At 58.7% G+C, this 24,901-nt stretch carries 23 protein-coding genes; 7 read left to right on the top strand and 16 right to left on the bottom strand.

Going from position 1 to position 24,901, the window contains the following annotated elements; all coding sequences use genetic code 11:
* Positions 1 to 57 precede the first annotated feature (57 nt).
* Both ACYQ54_RS18890 and acs read left to right on the top strand, forming a co-directional pair.
* The gene (locus tag ACYQ54_RS18890) at positions 58 to 456 is read left to right on the top strand and encodes a DUF1761 domain-containing protein (protein ID WP_460085376.1); all 399 of its coding nucleotides are present in this window, start codon (positions 58 to 60) and stop codon (positions 454 to 456) included.
* A gap of 204 nt (positions 457 to 660) precedes the next feature.
* A complete protein-coding gene (acs, locus tag ACYQ54_RS18885) occupies positions 661 to 2,598 on the top strand; it encodes an acetate--CoA ligase (protein WP_460085373.1) in 1,938 nt (645 codons plus the stop codon).
* Between the two features lie 94 nt (positions 2,599 to 2,692).
* Here the strand turns inward: acs and ACYQ54_RS18880 are convergent, their stop codons facing one another.
* The 5 genes from ACYQ54_RS18880 to trmD form a co-directional block, all read right to left on the bottom strand.
* Positions 2,693 to 4,117, bottom strand: a complete 1,425-nt coding sequence (locus tag ACYQ54_RS18880; RefSeq protein ID WP_460085370.1) for a pilus assembly protein TadG-related protein — start codon at positions 4,115 to 4,117, stop codon at positions 2,693 to 2,695.
* Between the two features lie 635 nt (positions 4,118 to 4,752).
* The gene (locus ACYQ54_RS18875; RefSeq protein ID WP_460085368.1) at positions 4,753 to 5,310 is read right to left on the bottom strand and encodes an HNH endonuclease; all 558 of its coding nucleotides are present in this window, start codon (positions 5,308 to 5,310) and stop codon (positions 4,753 to 4,755) included.
* A gap of 384 nt (positions 5,311 to 5,694) precedes the next feature.
* Positions 5,695 to 7,107, bottom strand: coding sequence for a 3-isopropylmalate dehydratase large subunit (gene leuC, locus ACYQ54_RS18870; protein WP_460085365.1), 1,413 nt, complete (start codon positions 7,105 to 7,107; stop codon positions 5,695 to 5,697).
* Between the two features lie 376 nt (positions 7,108 to 7,483).
* Complete coding sequence (gene rplS / locus ACYQ54_RS18865; protein ID WP_460085362.1) at positions 7,484 to 7,963, bottom strand: 50S ribosomal protein L19; 480 nt, start codon at positions 7,961 to 7,963, stop codon at positions 7,484 to 7,486.
* A gap of 222 nt (positions 7,964 to 8,185) precedes the next feature.
* Entirely contained in the window at positions 8,186 to 8,896 is a 711-nt protein-coding gene (trmD, locus tag ACYQ54_RS18860; RefSeq protein ID WP_460085360.1) for a tRNA (guanosine(37)-N1)-methyltransferase TrmD, read from the bottom strand.
* Between the two features lie 181 nt (positions 8,897 to 9,077).
* Here trmD and ACYQ54_RS18855 point away from each other — a divergent pair, with 181 nt between their 5' ends.
* Positions 9,078 to 9,611: a VanZ family protein gene (locus ACYQ54_RS18855; RefSeq protein WP_460085357.1), complete on the top strand. Its 534-nt coding sequence runs from the start codon at positions 9,078 to 9,080 to the stop codon at positions 9,609 to 9,611.
* Here the strand turns inward: ACYQ54_RS18855 and rimM are convergent.
* The 9 genes from rimM to ACYQ54_RS18810 all read right to left on the bottom strand — a co-directional run bounded on the left by rimM (position 9,560) and on the right by ACYQ54_RS18810 (position 17,461).
* Entirely contained in the window at positions 9,560 to 10,114 is a 555-nt protein-coding gene (gene rimM / locus ACYQ54_RS18850; RefSeq protein ID WP_460085354.1) for a ribosome maturation factor RimM, read from the bottom strand. The genes ACYQ54_RS18855 and rimM overlap by 52 nt on opposite strands.
* A gap of 50 nt (positions 10,115 to 10,164) precedes the next feature.
* Positions 10,165 to 10,563 (bottom strand): 30S ribosomal protein S16, encoded by a 399-nt coding sequence (gene rpsP, locus ACYQ54_RS18845; protein WP_460085352.1) that lies wholly within the window; start codon positions 10,561 to 10,563, stop codon positions 10,165 to 10,167.
* 19 nt (positions 10,564 to 10,582) lie between these two features.
* On the bottom strand, positions 10,583 to 10,906 hold the full coding sequence (locus ACYQ54_RS18840; protein ID WP_460085350.1) for a chorismate mutase: 324 nt from the start codon (positions 10,904 to 10,906) through the stop codon (positions 10,583 to 10,585).
* Positions 10,903 to 12,444: a signal recognition particle protein gene (ffh, locus tag ACYQ54_RS18835; protein ID WP_460085347.1), complete on the bottom strand. Its 1,542-nt coding sequence runs from the start codon at positions 12,442 to 12,444 to the stop codon at positions 10,903 to 10,905. Before ffh ends, ACYQ54_RS18840 begins: the two co-directional genes overlap by 4 nt.
* 463 nt (positions 12,445 to 12,907) lie before the next feature.
* Positions 12,908 to 13,522, bottom strand: a complete 615-nt coding sequence (locus ACYQ54_RS18830) for an exopolysaccharide biosynthesis protein (protein WP_460085344.1) — start codon at positions 13,520 to 13,522, stop codon at positions 12,908 to 12,910.
* A gap of 134 nt (positions 13,523 to 13,656) precedes the next feature.
* Positions 13,657 to 14,529, bottom strand: a complete 873-nt coding sequence (locus tag ACYQ54_RS18825; RefSeq protein ID WP_460085342.1) for an isocitrate lyase/PEP mutase family protein — start codon at positions 14,527 to 14,529, stop codon at positions 13,657 to 13,659.
* A gap of 9 nt (positions 14,530 to 14,538) precedes the next feature.
* Positions 14,539 to 15,813 (bottom strand): TRAP transporter large permease, encoded by a 1,275-nt coding sequence (locus tag ACYQ54_RS18820; protein WP_460085339.1) that lies wholly within the window; start codon positions 15,811 to 15,813, stop codon positions 14,539 to 14,541.
* Positions 15,810 to 16,304 (bottom strand): TRAP transporter small permease, encoded by a 495-nt coding sequence (locus ACYQ54_RS18815; protein ID WP_460085336.1) that lies wholly within the window; start codon positions 16,302 to 16,304, stop codon positions 15,810 to 15,812. Before ACYQ54_RS18815 ends, ACYQ54_RS18820 begins: the two co-directional genes overlap by 4 nt.
* A gap of 164 nt (positions 16,305 to 16,468) precedes the next feature.
* Positions 16,469 to 17,461 (bottom strand): TRAP transporter substrate-binding protein, encoded by a 993-nt coding sequence (locus ACYQ54_RS18810; RefSeq protein WP_460085333.1) that lies wholly within the window; start codon positions 17,459 to 17,461, stop codon positions 16,469 to 16,471.
* Positions 17,462 to 17,714: 253 nt separating this feature from the next.
* On the opposite strand from ACYQ54_RS18810, the gene ACYQ54_RS18805 reads away from it, so the two are divergent.
* Positions 17,715 to 19,154 (top strand): TrkH family potassium uptake protein, encoded by a 1,440-nt coding sequence (locus ACYQ54_RS18805; RefSeq protein WP_460085330.1) that lies wholly within the window; start codon positions 17,715 to 17,717, stop codon positions 19,152 to 19,154.
* Between the two features lie 113 nt (positions 19,155 to 19,267).
* On the opposite strand, the gene ACYQ54_RS18800 is transcribed toward ACYQ54_RS18805, so the two are convergent.
* On the bottom strand, positions 19,268 to 19,498 hold the full coding sequence (locus ACYQ54_RS18800) for an EF-hand domain-containing protein (RefSeq protein ID WP_460085328.1): 231 nt from the start codon (positions 19,496 to 19,498) through the stop codon (positions 19,268 to 19,270).
* Positions 19,499 to 19,913: 415 nt separating this feature from the next.
* Complete coding sequence (locus tag ACYQ54_RS18795; RefSeq protein ID WP_460085325.1) at positions 19,914 to 20,585, bottom strand: YggS family pyridoxal phosphate-dependent enzyme; 672 nt, start codon at positions 20,583 to 20,585, stop codon at positions 19,914 to 19,916.
* Between the two features lie 222 nt (positions 20,586 to 20,807).
* On the opposite strand from ACYQ54_RS18795, the gene ACYQ54_RS18790 reads away from it, so the two are divergent.
* From ACYQ54_RS18790 to ACYQ54_RS18780, 3 genes are all read left to right on the top strand, one after another.
* Entirely contained in the window at positions 20,808 to 21,548 is a 741-nt protein-coding gene (locus ACYQ54_RS18790) for a substrate-binding periplasmic protein (protein WP_460085322.1), read from the top strand.
* A gap of 152 nt (positions 21,549 to 21,700) precedes the next feature.
* On the top strand, positions 21,701 to 24,322 hold the full coding sequence (gene leuS / locus ACYQ54_RS18785) for a leucine--tRNA ligase (RefSeq protein ID WP_460085320.1): 2,622 nt from the start codon (positions 21,701 to 21,703) through the stop codon (positions 24,320 to 24,322).
* Positions 24,309 to 24,884, top strand: coding sequence for an LPS assembly lipoprotein LptE (locus ACYQ54_RS18780; RefSeq protein WP_460085318.1), 576 nt, complete (start codon positions 24,309 to 24,311; stop codon positions 24,882 to 24,884). The genes leuS and ACYQ54_RS18780 overlap by 14 nt, the downstream gene beginning before the upstream one ends.
* Positions 24,885 to 24,901: the final 17 nt, after the last annotated feature.

The raw sequence follows: 24,901 nt of genomic DNA, 5'->3' as shown, positions 1-24,901 counted from the left end.
ATAAAAGTCGCAAGTAGACAGAATTGCCAAGAAAAAAATGAGCTGGAGAGACCTGCAATGATGTTCGACGGTATCAACCTGATTGCGGTTGCTGCGGCCGCCATTGCCTCTTTCCTGTTTGGCGCGCTCTGGTACGGCATCCTGGGCAAGGCCTGGATGAAGGCCGCCGGGTTGACCAAGGACCAGACCAGGCCGGATCCGGTAGTCTTTGCCACGGCCTTGTTCTGTCAGATCATCATGGCTTTCGTCCTTGCGGGGGTCATCTACCACAGCGGCGGCGCCGATGTCAGGAACGGGATCATCTCCGCGCTGATGATCTGGGTCGGCATCGTCATGACCACGCAGATCGTCAACCACCGCTTTCAGGGACAGTCCTGGAACCTGACGTTGATCGATGGTGGACACTGGCTCGGGGTGTTGCTCGTCCAGGGTATCCTGATTGGCTGGCTGAGCTGACGCCAATGCCTGAAAATACGCATAAATCCGTACGAAATTGAAGGTCTTGGGCCTTGCCATAGACCAAAGACTCGCCGACTAAAGTACCAAGTCTAGGTTCTGGACGCTTTGGGGGGCCATACGCATAATGGCCCCGGAAAACAGGACCGCGGAAGAGAGAACTTTCTTACCGCAGGTTCAATTGTGGTTTCTGGGAGGTTTCACATGACTGAGTCCGTATTTCCCGTTCCCGCGGAGGTTGCCGCGCGGGCGCATGTCGACAATGCCAAATATCAGGAAATGTATCAGCGGTCTGTGGAAGACCCCGACGGCTTCTGGGGCGAGCACGGCAAGCGGGTCGACTGGATCAAGCCCTTCACCAAGGTGAAGAACACCTCCTACGACTATCACAACGTTTCAATCAAATGGTTCGAGGACGGAACACTCAACGTATCGGCCAACTGTGTCGACCGCCATCTCGAAAAGCGCGGCGACCAGCCTGCGATTATCTGGGAAGGCGACGACCCGAACGAGCACAAGGTCATTACCTACAAGGAACTGCACCGCGAGGTGAACAAGTTCGCCAACGTGCTGCATGGTCAGGGCGTCAAGAAAGGCGACCGCGTCACCATCTATCTGCCGATGATCCCGGAAGCAGCCTATGCGATGCTGGCCTGCGCCCGTATCGGCGCGGTACATTCCATCGTCTTTGGCGGATTTTCACCTGACAGCCTTGCTCAGCGTATCGAGGATTGCGCCTCTGAATGCGTGATCACCGCGGATGAGGGTCTGCGCGGCGGCCGGAAGGTGCCGCTGAAAGCCAATGTCGACAAGGCTGCCGAAAAGGCACCGGTTAAGAGCGTCGTCGTGGTCAAGCGCACTGGCGGCGATATTGCCATGCAGGCCGGCCGCGACGTCTGGTATCACGAAGAGGCGGACCGCGTTTCCGACCATTGCGAACCGGCGGAAATGAACGCGGAAGATCCGCTCTTCATCCTGTACACTTCCGGATCGACTGGCAAGCCGAAGGGTGTGATGCACACCACGGGCGGCTATCTGGTCTATGCCTCCATGACCCACGAATATGTCTTCGATTACCACGAAGGCGACATCTACTGGTGTACGGCGGATGTGGGCTGGGTGACCGGTCACAGCTACATCGTCTATGGCCCGCTCGCCAATGGCGCAACCACGCTGATGTTCGAGGGCGTTCCTACCTATCCAGGACCGGGCCGCTTCTGGGAAGTGTGCGACAAGCACAACGTCAACATCTTCTACACGGCACCGACCGCAATCCGCGCCCTGATGGGGGCCGGAGACGAGCATGTCACAAAGACCTCCCGCAAATCGCTGCGTCTTTTGGGATCTGTCGGCGAACCGATCAACCCGGAAGCCTGGACCTGGTACTACAATGTGGTTGGCGACAAGCGCTGCCCGATTGTCGACACCTGGTGGCAGACCGAGACCGGCGGTATCCTGATCACCCCGCTGCCGGGGGCGACGGACCTCAAGCCGGGATCGGCCACGCGGCCCTTCTTCGGCATTCAGCCGGCGATCGTCGATGCGGAAGGCAAGTTCCTGGAAGGCGCCACGGAAGGCAATCTGGTCATCAAGGACAGCTGGCCGGGTCAGATGCGCACGGTCTATGGCGACCATGAGCGTTTTGTTCAGACCTATTTCGCCACCTACAAGGGCCTCTACTTCACAGGCGACGGCTGCCGCCGCGACGAGGATGGCTACTACTGGATCACGGGACGCGTAGATGACGTCATCAACGTGTCCGGTCACCGAATGGGTACAGCGGAAGTCGAGAGCGCACTGGTGGCGCACCCGAAGGTTTCCGAAGCCGCTGTGGTCGGCTATCCGCACGACATCAAGGGGCAGGGCATCTATGCCTATGTCACGCTGATGGAAGGCGAAGAGCCGACTGACGAGCTGAAGAAGGAACTGGTCAAGCACGTCCGCTCGGAAATCGGACCGATTGCCTCTCCGGACCTTATCCAGTTCGCTCCTGGCCTGCCGAAAACCCGCTCGGGCAAGATCATGCGCCGCATCCTGCGCAAGATCGCCGAGGACAGCTTCGACAGCCTGGGCGACACCTCCACACTGGCCGATCCGACCGTCGTCGACGATTTGATCGACAATCGCCAGAACCGCGGCTGAGCCGCCTGGCTTAGCTAGCACACTGGAACGCAAAAAGGCTCGCCATCCGGCGAGCCTTTTTCAATTCGGAGAGCGCCGAACCCGAAAGATTCGGTTATTTCGACACGTAGATCTGCTGGATCTTCTTGGCGATGTTGGCGAACGCACCGATCAGTTCGGCTGAGTTCGTGGCCTTGTAGAAATTGCCCGTGCTGGCGCAGGACTGCATGTTTTTCGATCCGGCAGAGGTGTTGCTGGTACCGAAATAGACGCCGAAAATAGAGATGCCTTCGTCTTTCATGGCCTGGCAGAGGGCACGCTGTGCGGTGGAGGAATTGTTGCTGTAATTCTCGCTTTCGCTGCGTTCCTGCCATCGATTGACAGCAACCATCTCACATTTCCATTGCCAGCCGAACCGGTTGGAATAGACCCAGCCGCATTCTTCACGTTCACCCACGTATTCGTAATAACGGTTGTTGTCACCGTCGGTCATGATGATCGCAAACTTGAGCACGTCATCGTTGTCGTAAGGTTCCGGCTTGCTCTCGATCGGCCAGACGTCGGAGTAATTCGGCGAGATACTGTTCCAGCCCCAGACCACGCCGGTCTGGCCTGCCGTACCGCCATTGTCATCCAGATCCGCAATCGCATCCAGCAACGCGTCCCGGTCAGACGTCAGCGGCATCATCTTTGACGTGCTGGAACAATTGTTGCTGCCCCCGCCGTAAAACGTGTCCTTGGGTGGCGGGTTGGTCTTGACGTAGTAGTAATAGGGCTTGTCGGTGTAGCGAACTTTGTAGAGATCTTCGCCGTCGTCATAATCCTGACGCTCGGTCACGCACTTGCTGCCGTCCGAGTATCCATAGATACCTCCCTTCACCTTGTCGGCGTAGCTGCCCAGGTTGACCCCCTGGCTGTAGGGAATGAGCGAGATACGGACCTTGCTCTCATCTTCGTCCGTACCGTCCGGGATCAGGATATTCACCAGCCCCTCGGAGGCATCGCGAAGGGTATCCATGTCGTTGCGCATGGAACCGGTGACGTCAACAACAAGAGCCAGTTCCACGTCGAAGCGCGAATAGGTAACCTGCGAGCTTGTTCCAAAGCTGAAGGTTTCCGGCCCGAGGGCCTTCTGACCGTAGCCGCCCATGTCGATGAAGTAATTCTTGAGCGTTGCCGTCGAGGACACCTTGATGGTGCCGTTATCCGGGTCGACGACGAAATCGAGATTGTCGATGGCCTCGTCGAGGAACTCGGCATTTTCAAGATTGGCCCTGAAGGAATCCGCGAGCGCCTGCTTGATCTGATCGTCGCTCATGACGGTGGTCGACAGGTCGGCCGCCACCGAAAGCGCCGCCGCATCGATGGCAAAGGACAGTTTCTCGCGCGCATTCACCGTTCGGGACACATCGATGGTAATGCCGGCGATCACCACGATGAGGATCACCAAGAGACCGAAGATGGGCAAAATGGACGCTTTGCGGTCGCCGATAAACTCTGCGAGCAGGGGTCGGCAAATGAGACGCTTCAAATACTGCATTACTGCCTCGTCATTTTGTGAGACAGTTAGTCTAGAAAAGTACCTAATTCCTTAAACGGTAGGTGAAAAGTAGAGGGTTGTTTTCGTTTTGTGAACCAATCGGAAGAAAATACAACCTGAAGTCTGGTTATTCGGAGTTTTAGCGGTCGTATTTGGACAAGTAGATCGACTGGATCTCCCGCGCGAAATTCGCGAACACCCCTATCAGTTCATCTGAAGAGGCTGCCCGACAGTCGTTTCCGGTTCTCGCACAGGATTGCGTGTTCCTTCATCCGGCGGACGGACGTGTTGCGGTCCGGAATACACCCGAAAAACCTTTATTTTGGCCGCCTTCATGGCCTGGCAGATATCCCGTGACCGTGTGGAAGACGTGTTGCCGTCGCTTCCGCTTTCGCTGGTCTCCCGCCAAGGGTTCACAGGCACCTACGACACGGCTCAAGAAAAGCCGTGAAAGAACTTTGGAAGCGGAGTTAAAGTTCCGGTAAAATTGCGTTTTCAGCGGATTAAATACATCCGCAAGATGCTTTGAGACGAATGGCTCCAACGTGGGACTGGCAGCACGGCAGGAGCCTGGACACAGGCAAGTTTGTACTCAGCTTCCAAAATCCGCAGAACCGCTTCCCGTGCGCGAGACGTTACGGTTCCAGCTCGGTATCCCAGTAGAGGAAATCCAGCCAGCTCTCGTGCAGATAGTTGGGCGGGAAACCGCGGCCGTTGTTGTGCAGGTCCTGGATGGTCGGCTGAAACGGCATGTGCATCGGCCACATGTTCAGTTGCTGACAGGACTTGTTGGACTTGCGCAGATTGCAGGGAGAGCAGGCGGTGATGACATTGTCCCAGGTGGTCAGACCACCCTTGGAGCGCGGGACAAGGTGATCGAAGGTCAGCTCATCCTTGGAGCCGCAGTATTGGCACTGGAATTTATCGCGGAGAAAGACGTTAAATCGGGTAAAGGCGGGGTATCGGCTTGGTTTCACGAAGGTCTTGAGAGAGACCACACTGGGTAATCGGAACTCGAAGCTCGGACTTCGGACCGCAACATCGTATTCGGAAACGATGTTGACCCGGTCCAGGAACACAGCCTTGATGGTATCCTGCCAACTCCACAGAGACAGGGGGTAGTAGCTCAAGGGCCGGTAATCCGCATTGAGCACCAACGCCGGATGGGCGCCCGACGAAACCGCTATCGTCACGTTCCGCTCCTCATTCCCAGAGCACGTCACCTCCATGCGTGGGTGCGTCGCTCTAACAACTTACGTTGGATCAACTTCCTGCAATCAGGTGCCAACTGAGAGCGCGTTGACCTGTCGGAATGTCCGTGATCCGGTCAATCGGACAACGGAACATGTCCTTTTGTGACGGGAGTATTGTAGTGCCGAGGTGACAGTCTTGTGAAGCCCGGGAAAATCATTTCTGAGTGCAGTTGTCGCCAGATGAGCCCTGGCAAAGGATTTTTCTTAACTCCATGAATTATTTACGCAAAAGAGAAATCACCTGCGTCATTGTGACAGTTTTACCCGGACAAATAAAAAGGGCGCCTTGCGGCGCCCATTCTCACGACCGGTTTTGCGGTCGAATCAATTGACCGTCCACTCACGGATATCGACGAAATGTCCGGCGATGGCCGCGGCGGCTGCCATGGCCGGCGAAACCAGATGGGTCCGGCCCTTGTGGCCCTGACGGCCTTCAAAGTTGCGGTTGGACGTCGACGCACATCGCTCGCCCGGCTTCAGCTTGTCCGCATTCATGGCAAGGCACATGGAGCACCCAGGCTCACGCCACTCGAAACCGGCTTCCTTGAAGATCACGTCCAGACCTTCTTCCTCGGCCTGCTCCTTTACCAGGCCGGAGCCCGGAACAACCATCGCGCTGACGCTGGCAGCGACCTTGTGACCGCCGATGACGGCGGCGGCTGCGCGCAGATCCTCGATCCGGCCGTTGGTGCACGATCCGATGAAGGCACGGTCGATCTTGATGTCGGTGATCTTTGTACCCGGCTCGAGACCCATGTATTCCAGGGCGCGCTTCTTGGATTCGCGGCGATTTTCATCATCGATTTCCGCCGGATCCGGCACGACGCCTTCTACGGAAACGACGTCTTCCGGGGAAGAGCCCCAGGAAACGATCGGCGGAAGGTTGGCCGCGTCCAGCTCGATAACCTTGTCGAAATAGGCGTCTGCATCCGAATGCAGGGTCTTCCAGTACCCCAACGCCATGTCCCAGGCTTCGCCTTTCGGCGCCTTCGGACGGCCTTCGATATATTTGAAGGTGGTTTCGTCCGGTGCGATCAGGCCTGCGCGCGCGCCAGCCTCAATGGACATGTTGCAGACCGTCATACGGCCTTCCATGGACAGCGCGCGGATGGCTTCGCCGGCATATTCGATCACGTAACCGGTTCCGCCAGCGGTGCCGATCTTGCCGATGATGGCCAGAACGATGTCCTTTGCTGTGACGCCGGCAGGGATCTTGCCGTCGACCTTCACCAGCATGTTCTTGGCTTTCTTCTGGATCAGCGTCTGGGTGGCCAGGACGTGTTCCACTTCGGACGTGCCGATGCCATGGGCCAGGGAGCCAAAAGCGCCGTGGGTGGAGGTGTGGCTGTCGCCGCAGACAATGGTCATGCCGGGCAGGGTGAAGCCTTGCTCCGGGCCAACGATGTGCACGACGCCTTGGCGCATATCGAGTTCGGAGTAATATTCGATGCCGAATTCCGCAGCATTCTTTGCCAGCGTGTTGACTTGCAGGGCCGATTCCGGATCGTCGATGCCGTGGCGGCGGTCGGTGGTCGGAACGTTATGGTCTACGACGGCGAGCGTCTTCTGCGGCTGGCGCACCTTGCGCCCGGCCATGCGCAGGCCTTCGAAAGCCTGCGGGCTGGTGACTTCATGCACCAGATGACGGTCGATGTAGAGCAGGCCGGTTCCGTCCGGCTGCATGTCGACCACGTGGTCGTCCCAGATCTTGTCGTAAAGCGTCCGTGCCTTGGCCATGGGTCTCTCCTCGATCCATCCGAGCAAACGGTCAAACGTTTGAATGTTTGCGAAGTGCCCGGTGATGCCCGTCGCGGCGCGTCCTGCCGCAAGGGTCTATCCTCGTTTATCGTAGCTAGTGAATGACGCAGCGCCGCTTGAAGGTCAAGCGTTCCGAGTTGAGCTGAATTCAACTCAGATTGACTGGTGCGGGAGGAACAAGGCCCGGCACCTGCTGTTGCAGGTTGTCCGGCCCGGTCTGCCGCCACAAAACCACACACCTCGTGATCCCGGATTTCCGCCATGCTGCATCCGGAGGAACAAGAGATGGGATGACACCAGAACAAAAAAGGCGACCCAAAGGGCCGCCTTTCGTAAACCGTTTGCCGGATCCGGCTTATTCTGCTGCGGATTCCGCAGCTGCTGCTGCATCCTTTGCAGCCTGCTTGGCTTCCGCGGCAGCAGCCTTGGCAGCCGAGAGTTCCGCACGCACTTCTTCGTTGAGGCGCTTGGAACGAGCATTAGTGTTTTCCACGATACGGGCAGACTTGCCGCGACGATCGCGCAGGTAGTAGAGCTTCGCGCGACGGACCTTACCGCGGCGAACCACTTCAACGCCTTCCAGCATCGGGGAGTAGATCGGGAAGACACGCTCGACGCCTTCACCGTAAGAAATCTTGCGAACCGTGAAGCTCTCGTTGATGCCGCCGCCGGAACGGGCGATGCAGACGCCTTCGTAAGCCTGGGTACGGGTACGCGTACCTTCGGTGACCTTCACGTTGACGCGAACGGTGTCACCCGGAGAAAATTCCGGCAGCTTGCGCTGCTCTTCGATTTTCGCCATTTCCTCAGCATTGAGCTGTTCGATGATGTTCATGGCATATTTCCCTTTTGAATTACAAAGCGGTCAGAGCGTTTTCCGGTTTTGGCCGGAAACGGGTTCACCGACTTTGGGCCATGTTGCTTGTCGGCCGGATACCCCTGACTGTCAGCCCTTTCGGCCTGGTTCAGGACGCAGGTCTTTCCAAGGAAAAGACACAACTTCACCCAGCTTCGGCGGGCGTATACAGGAAATTTGCCTGACTGTCATGCGGATTCTTCAATCCACGTCGTCTTCGTCCGCCATATAGGCGTCCCAGAGATCCGGCCGCCGCTCGCGTGTGAGGCGCTCGGCTTCGGCCATGCGCCACTCGTGGATCTTCCGGTGATTGCCGGAGGTCAGAACCTCGGGAATGGTGAGGCCCTCGAACTCGGCTGGCCTTGTGTATTGCGGGTGCTCCAGCAGGCCGCCTTCAAAGCTTTCGGTTTCCGCGCTGTCCATGTTGCCCATGACACCCGGGATCAGTCGGATAATGGCATCCAGCATTGTCAGCGCGCCGATTTCCCCACCGGACAGGATGTAGTCACCGACGGAGACTTCCTCCAGGCCGCGCGCGTCGATCACGCGCTGGTCGACCCCCTCGAACCGTCCGCAGACGATGACGGCGCCAGGGCCTTCGGCAAGTTCGTGTGCGCGGTCCTGGGTAAAGGGGGCACCGCGCGGGCTCATCAGAAGCCGAGGGCGCGGATCGTCGGCAGGGGCCGCCGCATCTATGGCCCTGGCCAGGATGTCGGCCCTGAGCACCATACCAGCGCCGCCGCCAGCGGGCGTATCGTCAACGGAGCGATGTTTGTCTGTAGCGAAATCGCGGATCTGACTGGTTTCAAGCTGCCATAACCCCTTGTCCAGCGCACGCCCCGACAGGCTGTGGCCCAACGGCCCCGGAAACATGTCCGGGTAGAGCGTCAGAATGGTTGCTTTGAACGTCATCGCGCCTGTCAGTTCCGCTGATTGGCCATTGAGCCCGGCCTCGAACCTGCTCGTTGATTAAGGACCGTTTACCGCTTTCCGAAAAAACCTGCTGAAGTCATCAGGATGGTCGCCGGAAAGAAAGCTCTGATTAAGGCTCACTGTATAAAGTGGCAAGAGCGTTTCAATCGGGTTTACTGCCGTGGCAAAATTTCCAGTCCTGCGTTTCAAGCTTCCCCGTTTCATCCAGGTTCATGTCGACCGCCACTATCTCGACATTTCCCTGAGCCGCGTGCTGCCTCTGATCGCGCTGATGACCTTCGGCGTGCTGGCTGGTCTTGTGTTCAACACCGGCGTCGGCCACCCCTACGACAAGGTCATCCATATCGGCTTCTTCGCGCTTCTGACCCTGTCGATCCATGCCCTGTTCTGCTGCCGGCTGCGCATTTCCGCAGTGGTTGCCTTCGGCATGGGTCTGGCGGGCGAAGTCGTGCAGGGGTTCATTCCCCACCACGAAATGTCGCTGCAGGACGCGTTTGCCAATGGGATCGGGGTTGCTCTGATCGTCGCGCTGATTGCACTGAAGCGCTCCGAAATTCGTCAGGCCGTACGGTCGGACGTCCACGTGGACGAGCGCGAAGATCTCAATCTTCACAAGATGGGCTTGCAGCCCGTGCCCACCCGCTACCTGTCCGGCGCACCTTCCGAGGGTTCAGGCGTTCCTTCGGAGAAGTAATCCTCCGGCAAGTCGACGTTCACCCGGCCGTTTTCCAGATCGATCTCCGGCACGAATTCCTTGGTGAACGGGACATAGAAACTGCGGCCGCGTTTTGGCCGGACTTCCAGCAGGTCGCCGGCGCCGAAATCCTGAACCGCTATGATCTTCCCGAGTATCTCACCATTATGGTCGATCACATCGAGGCCGGTCAGGTCTGAATAGTAGAATTCGTCTTCTTCAGGTTCGGGAAGCTGGTCGCGGTCGATAAACAGATCGATACCGTTCAGCTCTTCCGCCTGGTTGCGATCCGTAATCCCCTTGAACTTGGTGATCACGACCGTCTTTTGCTCGCGCGCGCGTTCCACTTCGAAGGACCGCTTGCCGTCCCGGGTGGTCAGAACGCCGTAGTCGACAAAGGAAAGCGGGTCATCGCCATAAGGCTTGACCCGCACTTCCCCGCGAATGCCGTGCGCCGCACCGATCTTCGCCATCAGTACCTTCTGATCGTCCTCGGACGTCATCTCAAAAGGCTCCCTGGCCAATGTATTCCGGTGCGGCCTGGCGCATCTGCTTATTCGGCAGCTGCTTCTTCTGCCGGTGCGGCAGCAGCTTCAGCGGCAGCGGCTGCTGCATCTTCTTCAGCCTGACGCTTGGCTTCCAGGCGTTCTTTCGCCTTGGTGCCCAACTCGGCTTTCTGCGGGTTGTTGCGCGGCTCACGCTTCAGCAGACCGGCAGCATCCAGGAAACGGTGCACGCGGTCGGTCGGCTTCGCGCCGTTGTCGAGCCAATGCTGAATGCGTTCGACGTTCAGCGTAACGCGGTTCTCGGAATCCTTTGGCAGCATCGGGTCGTAGGAACCGACCTTTTCGATGAAACGGCCATCGCGCGGGGAGCGGATGTCAGCAACAACGATGCGGTAATACGGGCGCTTCTTGGAACCGCCACGTGCCAGGCGAATTTTCGTAGCCATTTTTATGTCTCCAGTTTGTTCAGTTGCCGGCTTCAGCGGCAATGGCTTCGTGGTGCCGGATCACTTCCCTGACGATGAAGTTCAGGAATTTCTCGGCAAAGTCAGGATCGAGATTGGCGTCGCCGGCAAGCTGGCGCAGCCGCTCGATCTGAATTTTCTCCCGCGCCGGGTCGGCCGGCGGCAGGTCGTTGGTGGCTTTCAGCACACCCACTTTCTGGGTGCATTTGAACCGTTCGGCGAGCATGTGAACAAGAGCCGCGTCTATGTTGTCGATGGACGCCCGAAGAGCCTTCAGCTCGGTAAGAGCAGGGCTTTCACCCAGCTTGTTCTCCGCTTCGCTCATCGTTTCTTGCCCTTGCCCATGCCCGGAAATCCGGGAAGTTTCGGACCGCCGAGGCCCGGAAGGCCCGGCATGCCCATGCCAGGTGGCAGACCGCCGCCCAAACCGCCCGGCAGGCCTTTCGGCATTTCCATTCCGCCCGGCAACTGGCCGGACTTGGCCATTTCTTCAAGCTGCTTGGGATCGACGTCCGGCATTCCGCCGCCGCCAAGGCCTCCCATGAGCTTGCCCAGCATGCCTTTGCCCTTGCCCATCTTCTTCATCATGTCCGCCATCTGGCGGTGCATTTTGAGAAGCTTGTTGACGTCGGCCACATCCATGCCCGAGCCGGCGGCAATGCGTTTCTTGCGGCTGGCCTTGAGCAGTTCGGGCTTTTGACGTTCGGCAGGTGTCATGGATTCGATGATGGCGACCTGGCGCTTGAACATCTTGTCGTCGATGTTCGAAGCCTCGATCTGCTTCTTCATCTTGCCGATGCCCGGCAACATGCCCATCATGCCGGACATACCGCCCAGTTTTTCCATCTGGCGCAGTTGCTCGGCGAGATCTTCCAGGTCGAAATGACCCTTCTGCATCTTCTTCGCCATTTTCGCGGCCTGTTCCGCGTCGATGGCTTCTGCCGCCTTTTCGACCAGCGAAACAATGTCGCCCATGCCAAGGATACGGTCAGCAATCCGGCGCGGATGGAAGTCTTCCAGCGCGTCTGATTTTTCGCCGGTACCGATCAGTTTGACCGGTTTTCCGGTGACGGCCTGCATGGAGAGCGCCGCACCCCCGCGACCATCACCGTCCATACGGGTCAGGGCGATACCGGTGATGCCGACGCGCTCGTCAAAGCTCTGTGCCAGGTTGACGGCGTCCTGACCTGTCAGGGAGTCGGCCACGAGCAGAATTTCATGCGGTTGGGCAGCGGCCTTGACCTCTGCCATTTCCACCATCAGCGGCTCGTCGATGTGAATACGGCCGGCAGTATCGAGCATGACCACGTCGTAACCGCCGAGCTTGGCGGCCGACATGGCGCGCTTTGCAATCTCGACCGGGCCTTGGCCGGCGACGATCGGCAGCGTGTCGATATCGTTCTGCTCGCCCAGAACCTTCAGCTGCTCCTGGGCCGCCGGACGACGGGTGTCGAGCGACGCCATCAGCACCTTGCGCTTGTCGCGCTGGGTCATGCGGCGGGCAATCTTGGCCGTGGTCGTGGTTTTACCGGAGCCCTGTAGACCGACCATCATGATCGCCACCGGTGCCGGTGCGTTCAGATCGATCGGATGGGCTTCTTCACCCAGCATCTCGACCAACTGGTCATGAACGATCTTCACGACCATCTGGCCCGGGGTCACGGACTTGACCACCTCGGCGCCGACGGCGCGGTTGCGCACCTTGTCGGTGAAGGAACGTACGATCGGCAGCGCGACGTCAGCCTCGATCAGCGCGCGGCGAATTTCGCGCAGCGCCTCGTTGACGTCGTTTTCCGACAGCGCACCGCGGCCGGTGAGCTTGTCGAAAATACCGCTTAGTCGATCGGACAGGCTTTCAAACATCAGTAGTCCTTGAATAATCTCGGTTTCGGGAAGTCTCCCGAACCATATGGGCAACCGCCGGTCATTTCCAACCGGATCAACCCGCGCAAAGCAGTTTGACACCCGAGGGCGCAACGCGCTGTCGGGTGTTAACCTCCGGGAACTCTTTACACCTTTACGGGTCCCGGTCGGCGGATCGAATTTTCAATCACTCATATGGAGTTCGCGGGTCTATGCCCGAAACGGGGACAAGAGTCAAGGAAGCGGCAGAAATTCGCGTTTTCCTTAATCCGGTTTTCCTTTTCTACCCCCGTCATGGCATGGATTGCAGGGTCAAGCCCTGCAATGACGATTGAGGTTTCTCGGATCCCTCCAATCCCGCTTCAAGGTTTCGAGCCTTGTTGAAACCTCGTTACAGACAATGAAGCAGATACGGTTCATTAGGGCTTTTCACAGCCATGTCCGTTTTCAAATCAGTCGATACTCAGGCCATGAATGCCTGCGTGCTGATCGCGATCGACGTCAGGATGGCGATGGTGAGCAGCACCGCGGCCAGACCCAGCAGAAGGCCGAAGATGACCACCAGACCGTCGCGTTCCACGATGCCGACACCCGCAATGAACAGCGCTACTGCCGGAAACCAGCCGCTGAGCGGAACGGGCAGGAACAACGTGAAGGCGATCACGAACAACGCGAGCCCCAGCATGCGCTCATGTTTCGCCGCGAACAGACCTTCGTATCGTTGGACCAGCACGCGCTCCAGCCGGATCGTGACAGGCCGCAGACGCACCATCGTTCGCCTGAGCTTGTTGTGATCGAGCGAAAGTCGCGCCAGCGGTCCAGGCAGTTTCACGTGGGGAAAACCGAGCACCATCTGGAACGTGGTGACGAGTACGGGCAGACCGGTGATGAGTGAGGAGCCTGGCGGCAACGGCAGAAGCGTCAGCAGGGAAAACAGCACGATCGCCCAGCCGAACGAAGTCTCGCCCAGCGCCGTCAACAAGTTGCCGAGCGTCAGTGTGCCGTCCCGGTGCTGGTCGCGCGATGTCCGCAGGATCGGCAGCGACAGCGAAGGTCTTCGGCGTCTTTCGCCCTGCATTCAAGTTTTCCGTTACAGCTTCCAAGTCGCGCAGGGTCTATCATTCCGTTTGCAATAAATCCAACGCCGAGTGGCACGGTGCGACGTATTTCGCAGGTCACCGGAACAGTCGAGGTCCGGACAGTCCGGCGCTGTCAGTCCCGCTTCGACGTCTCGTACCTTGCAGAAACCTCGTAATAGTCGTTGAAACCGATACGCTCGCGCAGTTCCTTGAAGTCCATGAGATCCGGGGTGCGGTCCTGGTCGGTCTTCAAGTGTTGCAGCGTTGTCATCATTGCCTTCATGGCGCTGGCCATCAGGGTCAGCGGGTAAGCGGCGATGGCATATCCGATGTCCTGCAGCTCCTTGTGCGAAAGGTCCGGCGTCTCGCCGCCTTCCACGATGTTGGCCATCTTCGGCCCCGGCAGTTCCCGGCAGATCTCCTGCATTTCGGCAACCGTCTTGGGCGCCTCGACAAACAGGATATCGGCGCCGAGTTCCTTGAACCTTGCAGCCCGGGCGATTGCCTCTGCAAGTCCGTGCTCGTGGCGGGCATCGGTTCGGGCAAGGATCAGGATATCAGCACCAGCTTCCTTGGCGTCTTGCGCCGCGCGGATCCGGTCGAACGCTTCCTCGCGGGAGACGACAGCCTTGCCCGGTGTGTGGCCGCAGCGTTTCGGCGCCACCTGGTCCTCGATCATCACAGCCGCGGCGCCAGCCTTGGCCATGCCGGCAACCGTGCGGCGCACGTTCATTGCATTGCCGTAGCCGGTGTCGCCATCCGCCAGAAGCGGAATGCGGACCGCATCGGTGATGTTGCGCGCCTGATCAAGCACTTCGCCGTAGGACATCAGTCCGAGGTCTGGCTGCCCGATCCGCGATGCGGACGCGGCAAAGCCGGACATGAAGGTCAGATCGAACCCGGCCTGCTCGATCAGCTTGGCCGACAAGGCATCATAGCAGCAGGGCATGACATTGAGTTTCGGCTGCGACAGCAGCCCGCGGAGCAATTCTGCCGGTGACGGCATGACAAAACCTCAGAACTTGAACGGCAGATAAAGTGCGAGATCGGTCCAGACATAAAGGATCCCGACAGAAATCAGCATCAGCACCAGGAATGGCAACACACCGCGCGAAACGTCGGACAGCTTCGCTCGTGCCACCGACTGGATGACATATAGATTGAGTCCGACCGGCGGTGTGATCAGGGCACATTCCACCATCACGACCATGTAGACGCCGAACCAGATCGGATCGAAGCCCAGCGCCATGGCCGCCGGCAGCAGCACCGGCGTCATGATCAGCACCATGGACAGTGCCTCGAACACCAGCCCCATGATCAGAAGCACGATCGAGACCACAATGATGAAGGCCAACGGTGTATCGATGGTCTGGCCGATGAAGACAGAGATGTCCTGCGGGATGCGGTAAAGCGTGATCGCTTTTCCGAACACCTTGGCCCCGGCAATGATCAGCACGATGGCGACCGTCGTCACCATGGCGTCAAATGCTGCTTCCTTGAAGCCTTGCCAGGTGAGCGTGCGCAGAATTGGGCCCGTGATCAGCAGCGCCACGGCAAAGCCGATGGCGGCTGCCTCCGTCGGCGTCGCTGCGCCGCTGTAGATGGCACCGATGACCACCAGTGCAAGCAGGATGGAGGGAAATGCCCGCACTGTCGCGCGCAGGCGCTCGTCCCAGCTTGACGCCGGTTCCGGGCGGTAGCCGCCAAACCAGCGGGCATAGATCATGGAAAAGACGATGAAGAACACCACCAGCAGCAAGCCCGGGCCGACGCCCGCAAGGAACAGCGCGATCACCGATTGTTCGGTGACGAAGCCATAGACGATCATCGGGATCGACGGTGGGATCAGAATGCCGAGCGTGCCGCCGGCCGCCAGCAGGCCGTAGACGAATTTCCGTTCATAACCGCGTTGGATCATTTCCGGGATCGCAACAGTGCCGATGGTGGCAGCCGTTGCGACCGACGAACCGGAAATAGCGGCGAAAATAGCGCAGGACAGGATGGTCGCGACCGCCAGTCCTCCCGGCCAGTGACCGACCCAGGCGTGAACGGCGGCGAAAAGGTCCCGTCCAACCCCGCCCTTGAGCAGGATGTTCGACATCAGCAGGAACAGCGGCACGGCCAGAAGAATGAAGCCGTCCAGCGTCGAAAGGATCGCCTGTGGCGCCATAAGCGGTGAGAAACCGCCAAGAATGAGCATCGCCAGGCCGAGACCGCCCAGCGCAAAAGCCACAGGCACGCGGATCAGCAACAAGGTGAACAGCGCGGCGAGAATTAAAATTGTCGTCATTCCATCACCACCGCTTCATGGTCGCCTGACCTGGGCTTTTGACCCAGTTCGATAAGAGCCTGCACGAACAGGAGCGCGAACCCGACGGGAACGGACAGTTCGGAGATCCACATGGGAAGATCCAGCATGGACCCCGTGGTGCGTCCCCGCTCGAAGGAATCGTAGAATATCCCCCCGCCTTTCCAGGCGACCAGGATGCTGAACACCGCGACAAAGCCCATGGCAATCACGTGGCAGACGCGGCGCCAGGCCGGACTCAGCTGTTCCGTCAACGCGTCGACCGCAATGTGCCGTCCGGTTCTCAAAAGCCAGGGCATGGCAAGCATGGTGCCCCAGATCAGGCACAACTGGGACAGTTCCGACGCCCAGATAGTCGGAGCGATGAAGAGATACCGGGCCAGAACTTCGTAGGTGAGCATGCAGCCCACCGCGACGAACAGCAGCGCGGCGATCCAGGCAAAGGCCTGAAGAAGAATATAGAAGGCTTTCATGAAACCATCTGTCGATCGAGCAATCGGCAAGGCCGGGAAAAAGACGGCCGGTCATCCCGGCCGGTGCAGGACACCGAACACCCAAGTTCCTTGAAACCGGCATCCCTGAAAAGAAACGGCCGGTACGGGTCCGGCCGCTTCTGTACTGAACAGGTCGTCAGCCGTCAGAATTTCTGCGCGGCTTCGAGAACCTGCTTTCCGAGCGGACCTGCCTTTTCGACGAAGTTGTCGTAGACCGGCTGACTGACGCTCTTCCAGGCGGCCATTTCTTCCGCGGTTGGCGTGTAGACTGTCATGCCGTTCTGCTTGGAGGCCTCATAGGCTGCGGCTTCGATCTGGGACATGCGATCCCGCACGTCCGCTTCGGCCTTCAGAGCAGCCGCTTCGATGATCTTCTTGTGCTCATCCGGCAGGCCGTTCCAGAAATCCGTGTTCACGACCACGATGAACTCGATGTCGGCGTTGTTGGTGATCGTGATGGTGTCCATCACTTCCCAGAGTTTGCGCGACTTGACGCCGGAGACACCGGTCATGCCGATGTCCACGGTACCGCGCTGGTAGGCCAGATACTGTTCGGACCCGGAAATCAGCGTCGGAGCCCCGCCGGCAGCGGTGACGAAATCACCAAGCGTCTTGCCGAAGACACGAACTTTCTTGCCCTTCAGATCGTCCGGCGTTTTCAGCGGACCACCGTTGGACAGCATGATGGAACCACCATAGGCCTGCCACCACAACACGGTCGAGCCGGTTTCCGCGATCGCCTCGTCCAACGGTCCGCGAACGGGAGATCCCTTGGCAACGGCCGCACGGACCTTTTCTTCCGTGTCGAACAGGAACGGCTGATAGAAGACATCGACGGCAGGAATATCGCCAACATATCGCGTCAGGGAGGCGACACCCATTTCAATGGATCCGCTGCCGACCGCCGCCGGAACTTCGTTGTCCTTGTAAAGCTGTGCGGAATCGTAGATCTCCACTGCGATGTCGCCGTTGGAGTTTTTCTCTACTTCTTCCTTGAAAAGCTGGAGATTCTGGCCGAGGTGGCTCGTCAAAGGCAACTGCAGCGAAATGCGCAAGGTTGTGTCTGCGGCCTGTGCCGAACCGGCCGCCAGACCAAGCGCCATCGCTGCACCAAGTGCCCAAGAAAGTGGTTTCATGATTTCCTCCCAAAAATTATGAAAACACTCTGGCAAAGGCTCCCGGTCCGGTCAACATGAACTGGCGTATAGGTGTGTTTTAAAAACACAATTGACGCTATCGCATGACTTCGCCATCCAGTCGGCTTACTCTGCCGCCAAACCGGCACTACAGCAGCCGGCCTTGCATTTTGCGGTGCACAGGCAGATAACGAAAGTCTTTTGACACACACGCCTGCTGTCCTGACAGCCGACCGTTGCGGACGTCCCGTCTATGAATTATCGCGCCATTGCGTTGCCAATCGGACGATTGCTCATCCTGATTTCACTTCTGATGATCGTTCCGGGCATCGCGGACGTGTTCGCCAGAAACTCGGACTGGCAGGTTTTTCTGGTGTCTGCCCTGGTTCTGGGGACGGCCGGCCTGCTCATGACCATGGCCTTCCAGGGCGAACGGCCTCCGAGCCACTTTCGCGAAGCGATCCTGTTCGTCAATGCCGCCTGGTTCGCCTTTTCCTTCGCCGGAGCCATACCGTTTTACTTCAGCGGTCTTGGCATCAGCTTCACCGATGCCTTTTTCGAAACCGCTTCCGGTCTGACCACAACCGGGTCCACCATCCTCACAGGTCTCGACACCTTGCCGCCGGGCATCTTGTTGTGGCGGGCGCTTCTGCAATGGGTCGGTGGCATCGGCGTGGTTGCCATCGGAATCTGGCTTCTGCCGGGCCTGCGTGTTGGCGGCAGCCAGCTCTTTGCCCTGGAGTCGTCTGAAAACACGAGCAAGCCTTATGGCCATGTCGGCCCGTTCGTCTACAGGCTCCTGGCACTTTACGCGGGCCTGTCTCTGGCCTGCGCCACGCTCTACCTGCTGTGCGGAATGACCTTTTTCGAAGCGGTGATCCATTCCATGACCACAGTTTCGACCGGAGGGTTTTCAACATCCGACCAATCCTTCGGCCAGTTCGACGGCCTTGCCGTCTACTGGGTTGCCTCGGTGTTCATGCTGGGTTCCGCCGTGCCGTTCCTCTATCTGATCCGGAGCATCGAGCGACGCCATTGGGTGAAGGACGTTCAGATCATGCTGCTGCTTGCCATTGTCGCCGCAGCTTCGATCAGCGTGTTCCTGTTCGAGCGCTTCATCGGCCATGACACACCGTTCCAGATGTTGACCTATGCCGTTTTCAACGTGGTTTCGGTAATCACCACGACGGGATACGCGGCCAACGACTATCTGCAGTTCGGCCCGCCGGTGGTCGCGATTTTCTTCGTGCTGACTTTTTTCGGCGGCTGCAGCGGGTCAACTTCCGGCGGCTTCAAGATGTTCCGGATAGCAATCCTGGGCAGCTACATCCAGGGCCTGTTCCGCCGGATGATCCGCCCGCACCGCGTGGTCGAGCCGCGATACCAGGGGCGGGCCGTCTCAAATCCGGTTCTGGAAGGTGTGCTGGTGTTCGCTGTTCTTTATGCCGGGGCCTTTGCCGCGTTTTCACTGGTCTACATGATGCTCGGTCTCGATCTCGAGACATCGCTCAGCGCGTCCATTACGGCGCTGGCAAATGTCGGACCCGGCGTAGGTGAAACCATCGGTCCCTCCGGCACGTTTCAGTCCCTGCCGGATCTCGCCAAATGGTTCCTGGCGGTTCAGATGATCCTCGGCCGGCTGGAAATTCTGGCAGGCATCTTGTTGCTGACACCTGATTTCTGGCTGGATTGATCCCCCTGAACGCAAAAAAAACCACCGCCGGCGTGACCTTACCGGCGGTGGTCTTGTTCGGACGATCTGGCTGCTCGCGCAGCCGACGGGGGGTTTGATCGTCCGAAGCCGGGTTACGGCTGGACGGTCGCGAACTCGTCCGGATCCAGGAGGCTGTCCTGGTTGCTGTCAGCCGCGTTGAATGCGTCTTCGGAAAGGGTCGGGACGGCTGCAGCGATTTCCTCGAAGCTGACGTAACCGTCCTGATCGAGGTCCACCGCCTCGAAGGACATGCCCTGGGCAAGTGCTGCGGAAGACGCGGTAAATGCACCGATCAGAAGAGCAGCTGTAAGACGTTTGGACATGATATGACCTCCACTCGTTTGGGTCTTGTCAGATGTCCCTGTGCCAATTGGCTATCGGGACAACCTGTCGTTCCGTCTGTTCGCCAAGCCCCTGCGACCTGTCGAACCGGAACGAGACAAACACTGCAGGCCGATCGCGACCGGCAAAGGGCGGCTCTTTGAAACCTTCGCGGCAATGTTGTGTCTGGCTATTACGATCAGCCACAGGTCGGTCAAACTCCCGTCATTTTTAACAATTTCAGGCAGTTCTGGGGCTGAAATAGAATTAGTATTTAGATTATCTATTTGATTTTATTTGTAATTTCGAAATATTCCTGGCGAAACGGCTAACCAGAGTCGATTCACCACACACGTTCGAACCGGCGTTTCGTGAACACCCGTTCGAATGGCTGGATGCAACGACCGCCAGATGCGCTCAGGTGTAATCGCGCGAGCCGAAGATGGCAGAACCGACACGCACATGGGTCGCGCCGAAACCGACAGCAACCGCATAATCGGACGACATACCCATGGAAAGCTGCTCAAGACCGTTGCGGGCTGCGATCTTTTCCAGAAGGGCAAAGTGCTCGCCGGGGGCTTCCTCAACCGGCGGAATGCACATCAGGCCGACAATGTTGAGCCCGACGTCCTCCCGGCACTCCCTGACGAAGGCATCGACATCCTTCGGTGCGATGCCGGCCTTCTGAGGCTCTTCGCCCGTATTCACCTGGATGAAGCACGGCAGATCCCTGCCCTGCTTCTCCATTTCCGCTTTCAGTGCCCTGGCGATTTTAGGCCGGTCCACGGTGTGCAGGACATCGAAAGTCGCGACCGCCTCCTTGGCCTTGTTCGATTGCAGCGGACCGATCAGATGCAGTTCGATGCCTTGGAAGTCCTCGCGAAGGCCGGGCCACTTGTGCATGGCTTCCTGCACCCTGTTCTCGCCGAATACCCGCTGACCTGCGTCAAGCACCGGGCGGATCTCGTCTGCCTCGAAAGTCTTGGACACCGCGATCAGCGTCACCGACCCCTCCGACCTGCCGAACTCGGCTTCGGCAATTCGGATATCTGCCTGAACGTTTGCCAGTCGGTCTGCTGCGGAGGTCATCAGTAGGTCCTTCAAATTGCCGGGTGTTTTGCCGGTTCGGCCGTCCCTTCTCATAGGCCCGGTCGCACTTCAATCTCAAGAAGTCTTTCTTCAAGACAAAATGACCCGCCCGAGCGCGTTGCCGCTGAATTTCCCCGCCGGGTATTCAATCCGGTTCACCTTTTCCTAGAAGTTTGCAGCTATGGTCTCGCCGGTTGCGTCATAGAAAATGGGGTTCCCGGTATGAGCCGTCTCGGTTCATTTGCCTGCTTTCTGGTGCTGTTCCTGTGTCTGCACGTTTCAGCCTCGAGAAGCGAGACCTTCACCTTCGCGGTTGGCGAATGGCCGCCGTTCATCGGTTCGAAATCACCGGGGTTCGGGAGCCATGCCCAGATCGTCAGGGACGCTTTTGAAAAAGCGGGGCACGACACCAGGTTCGTTTTCCTGCCCTGGCAACGATCCTACCAGATGACCAGAAACGGGACTTATGCCGCGACATTTTCCTGGTCCTACACGGATGAGCGGAACCAGGATTTCTATTTTCCTGAACGTCCTGTCGGACAGACCACCTACGTACATTTCTTCAAGAAAGACCGGTTTCCGGACGGTATCGGGCCACTGAGCTTCGATGACCTTCGTAAAGAAGGCCTCTCCGTGGTTGCGGTCAGGAACTACTGGTACGAGGACATGCTGGAGGCAGCAGGCGTCACTGTTGAATATGTGTCAACGGAGCAGCTTGCCTGGTCGATGCTTCTTCACGACCGGGCCGATGTCTATATGGAAAGCACCGAAGTCGGCATGATCCGCAAGGCCATGTTCCTGGGCGACGAGGCAGACCTGCTCGCGCATTCCCCCACCTTCCTTGAGGTGCCGATGTATCTCATGTTCTCAAGGAAACACCCGGACGGACGCCGGCTCTTGAAAATATGGGAGGCCTCTAGCCCGCCTGCCCCCGAAACACTGCCGGAAGCTGCCATGCGGTAGCTTTACGAATGCGGCATTGCGAAATAAACAGGCATCTGCAAGATCAATCTCTTCTCACATGTTGACCCCGGACGCGATTTCTGGTGACAGTCCGGCAGTCAATCTTTCAGGAAATCCGCCGGGTCCGGCGGCAAGAACAAACGGCACATTTGATGGCAACGGAACGGTACAATGCGCGCGAAGTCGAAGCGCGCTGGCAAAAGGTCTGGAACGACAAGGACGTCTTCGTCACCCACAACGACGACCCCCGCGACAAATACTATGTCCTTGAAATGTTTCCTTATCCGTCCGGCCGCATCCACATGGGCCATGTGCGAAACTATGCCATGGGCGACGTGGTTGCCCGCTACAAGCGCGCCAAGGGCTTCAACGTCCTGCATCCGATGGGCTGGGACGCCTTCGGCATGCCGGCGGAAAACGCAGCCATGCAGAACAAGGTCCATCCCAAGGACTGGACCTACGAGAACATTGCCACCATGCGCGACCAGCTCAAGATCATGGGCCTGTCGCTGGATTGGAGCCGAGAATTCGCGACCTGCGACGTCGCCTATTACACCCAGCAGCAGCGCCTGTTCCTGAAGTTCCTGGAAGCCGGTCTGGTCTACCGCAAGAACGCCAAGGTCAATTGGGACCCGGTCGACATGACGGTTCTGGCCAACGAGCAGGTGATCGACGGCCGTGGCTGGCGCTCCGGTGCACTGGTGGAACAGCGCGAACTGACTCAGTGGTTCTTCAAGATTTCCGACTACTCGGAAGATCTTCTGGAGGCGATCGACACGCTCGACCGCTGGCCGGACAAGGTGCGCCTGATGCAGAAGAACTGGATCGGCCGGTCCGAAGGTCTGCGTGTGCGCTTCGAGTTTACGGAAGCTGCCCCCACCGGCGACAAGACGCTGGAAATCTTCACCACAAGGCCGGACACGCTGTTCGGTGCCTCCTTCATGGGCCTGTCGCCGGATCATCCGATCTCGACCAGGCTGGCGGAAAGCAATCCGGAGCTGAAGGCGTTCATCGAGGAATGCCGCCGGGTCGGCACATCCGAAGAAGCAATTGAAAAGGCAGAGAAAAAAGGCATCGATACTGGACTGCGCGTCAAGCACCCGCTGGATACCTCCATCGAGCTGCCCGTCTATGTCGCCAACTTCATCCTGATGGACTACGGCACCGGCGCGATCTTTGCCTGCCCGGCGCATGACCAGCGCGACCTGGACTTCGCCCGCAAGTATGGCCTGCCGGTCACGCCCGTCGTGCTGCCGAAGGATGCCGATCCGGCAACCTTCGACGTTGCCGGCGAAGCCTTTACCGATGACGGCATCATCTTCAATTCCGATTTCCTGAACGGCCTGTCCATTCCGGATGCCAAGGAAGCGGTGGCGAAGAAGCTGGAAGAGATTACCATCGACAGTGCACCTCAGGCCGAACGCCAGGTGAACTACCGTCTGCGCGACTGGGGCATTTCCCGTCAACGCTACTGGGGTTGCCCGATCCCGGTCATTCATTGTGACGATTGCGGCGTCGTTCCGGAAAAAGACGAGAACCTGCCGGTTCAGCTGCCGGACGACATCAATTTCGACAAGCCCGGCAACCCGCTGGACCGTCACCCGACCTGGCGCAACACGACCTGTCCGAATTGCGGCAAGCCTGCCCGCCGTGAAACCGACACCATGGACACCTTCGTGGACAGCTCCTGGTATTTCGCGCGCTTCACGGCACCGGATTGCGACCAGCCGACCGATCCGAAGGCCGCCAATGGCTGGCTGCCTGTCGACCAGTATATCGGCGGCATCGAGCATGCGATCCTGCACCTGCTCTATTCCCGCTTCTTCACCCGGGCCATGCAAAAGGTCGGCGCGCTGGATCTGAAGGAACCGTTCAAGGGTCTGTTTACCCAGGGCATGGTGACCCACGAGACCTACCGCATCGGCGAAGGCGCCAACGGACGCTGGATTGCCCCGTCCGAGGTCCGCATCGACGATGTTGACGGCAAGCGCCGCGCGGTGCTCGTCGAAACCGGTGAGGACGTTGCCATCGGCTCCATCGAAAAGATGTCGAAGTCAAAAAAGAATACCGTCGACCCGACCGACATCATCGACACCTACGGCGCTGATACTGCCCGCTGGTTCATGCTGTCCGACAGCCCGCCCGAGCGGGACGTGATCTGGACCGAGGACGGTGTCCAAGGCGCCTGGCGCTTCGTTCAGCGCGTGTGGCGCTTAATCGGCGACATTGCCGAGAAGACCGAACCCCGTAGCGGCAAGGCACCGGACGTCGACGGCAAGGCGCTCGACCTGCGCCGCGCCAGCCACAAGACACTGGCCGCAGTCTCCGCCGATCTGGAAGGCCTCGGCTTCAACCGTGCTGTCGCCCGTCTCTACGAACTGGTCAACACCATCAGCAAGGTCTTCAATGACGGCGCAGCCGATGCGGGCACCGAATATGCGGTGCGTGAAGCAGCGGACTATCTGGTTCAGATGATGGCTCCGATGATGCCGCATCTGGCAGAGGAATGCTGGTCCGCTCTCGGCCATGACAATCTGATTTCTGACGCCAGCTGGCCGCAGGCCGACGAGGCACTGCTGTCCGACGACACCGTCACCTATCCGATCCAGATCAACGGAAAGAAGCGTGCTGAGCTGACGATTGCAAAAGAGGCTTCCAAAGACGAGGTCGAAGCGGCTACCTTGGCCCTCGATGCCGTCAAGAAGGCACTTGAGGGAAAAGCCCCGAAGAAGATCATCGTGGTACCGCAAAGGATCGTGAATGTCGTTGTTTAACAACCTCTTCCTGAACAGCGGCGCGTTGCGGCGCGCTGCCCTTTGCGCCGGTATAGTTGCCGCCATGGCCCTGGGTGGGTGTCAGGTTCGCCCGCTTTATGGCAGCAGCACGGGCGATTTCGGCTCATCGCCCTCGCCCGTGGCAGCCGAACTTGCTGCGATCGACCTGGAATCCATCTCCACCCAGTATGCCAACGACGACGCTTCTCGCGTGCTCTACAACGAACTGACTTACAGGTTCGAACGCGGTGCCGGATCGCCGCCGAAGAAATATCGCCTGAAAGTGCTGATGGATGTCGGCAGTTCGGAAGTTGGTGTGGAACAGTTCTCCGACGTGCCGTCGGCCTACACCACGACGATGAATTCCACTTTCGTGCTCAGTGATCTGGCGACCGACGAGACTCTCATGACCGGCCGGGCGTTCAAATCCGCTTCCTACGACTTTTCCAACCAGCGATTTGCCAACACGCGTGCCTACCGGGACGCGCAGGAACGTGTGGCCAAGGCTGTTGCCGACGATATCGCCGCCCGAATTGCCGGCTATTTTGCCAGCCAGTCGTAAACTCTGACCCTGGAGGC

Source organism: Roseibium sp. LAB1 (assembly GCF_054658235.1).
The sequence above is the reverse complement of the archived record's forward strand: the minus strand, read 5'-3'. Positions and strand labels throughout refer to the sequence as shown.

Excerpts from the sequence above, each read along its gene's own strand:
- ACYQ54_RS18890 (WP_460085376.1), top strand. The coding sequence starts at position 58 with ATGATGTTCGACGGTATCAACCTGATTGCGGTTGCTGCGGCCGCCATT.
- acs (WP_460085373.1), top strand. The coding sequence starts at position 661 with ATGACTGAGTCCGTATTTCCCGTTCCCGCGGAGGTTGCCGCGCGGGCG.
- ACYQ54_RS18880 (WP_460085370.1), bottom strand. The coding sequence starts at position 4,117 with ATGCAGTATTTGAAGCGTCTCATTTGCCGACCCCTGCTCGCAGAGTTT.
- leuC (WP_460085365.1), bottom strand. The coding sequence starts at position 7,107 with ATGGCCAAGGCACGGACGCTTTACGACAAGATCTGGGACGACCACGTG.
- rplS (WP_460085362.1), bottom strand. The coding sequence starts at position 7,963 with ATGAACATCATCGAACAGCTCAATGCTGAGGAAATGGCGAAAATCGAA.
- trmD (WP_460085360.1), bottom strand. The coding sequence starts at position 8,896 with ATGACGTTCAAAGCAACCATTCTGACGCTCTACCCGGACATGTTTCCG.
- rimM (WP_460085354.1), bottom strand. The coding sequence starts at position 10,114 with ATGACGTCCGAGGACGATCAGAAGGTACTGATGGCGAAGATCGGTGCG.
- rpsP (WP_460085352.1), bottom strand. The coding sequence starts at position 10,563 with ATGGCTACGAAAATTCGCCTGGCACGTGGCGGTTCCAAGAAGCGCCCG.
- ACYQ54_RS18840 (WP_460085350.1), bottom strand. The coding sequence starts at position 10,906 with ATGAGCGAAGCGGAGAACAAGCTGGGTGAAAGCCCTGCTCTTACCGAG.
- ffh (WP_460085347.1), bottom strand. The coding sequence starts at position 12,444 with ATGTTTGAAAGCCTGTCCGATCGACTAAGCGGTATTTTCGACAAGCTC.
- ACYQ54_RS18830 (WP_460085344.1), bottom strand. The coding sequence starts at position 13,522 with ATGCAGGGCGAAAGACGCCGAAGACCTTCGCTGTCGCTGCCGATCCTG.
- ACYQ54_RS18825 (WP_460085342.1), bottom strand. The coding sequence starts at position 14,529 with ATGCCGTCACCGGCAGAATTGCTCCGCGGGCTGCTGTCGCAGCCGAAA.
- ACYQ54_RS18820 (WP_460085339.1), bottom strand. The coding sequence starts at position 15,813 with ATGACGACAATTTTAATTCTCGCCGCGCTGTTCACCTTGTTGCTGATC.
- ACYQ54_RS18815 (WP_460085336.1), bottom strand. The coding sequence starts at position 16,304 with ATGAAAGCCTTCTATATTCTTCTTCAGGCCTTTGCCTGGATCGCCGCG.
- ACYQ54_RS18810 (WP_460085333.1), bottom strand. The coding sequence starts at position 17,461 with ATGAAACCACTTTCTTGGGCACTTGGTGCAGCGATGGCGCTTGGTCTG.
- ACYQ54_RS18805 (WP_460085330.1), top strand. The coding sequence starts at position 17,715 with ATGAATTATCGCGCCATTGCGTTGCCAATCGGACGATTGCTCATCCTG.
- ACYQ54_RS18800 (WP_460085328.1), bottom strand. The coding sequence starts at position 19,498 with ATGTCCAAACGTCTTACAGCTGCTCTTCTGATCGGTGCATTTACCGCG.
- ACYQ54_RS18795 (WP_460085325.1), bottom strand. The coding sequence starts at position 20,585 with ATGACCTCCGCAGCAGACCGACTGGCAAACGTTCAGGCAGATATCCGA.
- ACYQ54_RS18790 (WP_460085322.1), top strand. The coding sequence starts at position 20,808 with ATGAGCCGTCTCGGTTCATTTGCCTGCTTTCTGGTGCTGTTCCTGTGT.
- leuS (WP_460085320.1), top strand. The coding sequence starts at position 21,701 with ATGGCAACGGAACGGTACAATGCGCGCGAAGTCGAAGCGCGCTGGCAA.
- ACYQ54_RS18780 (WP_460085318.1), top strand. The coding sequence starts at position 24,309 with ATGTCGTTGTTTAACAACCTCTTCCTGAACAGCGGCGCGTTGCGGCGC.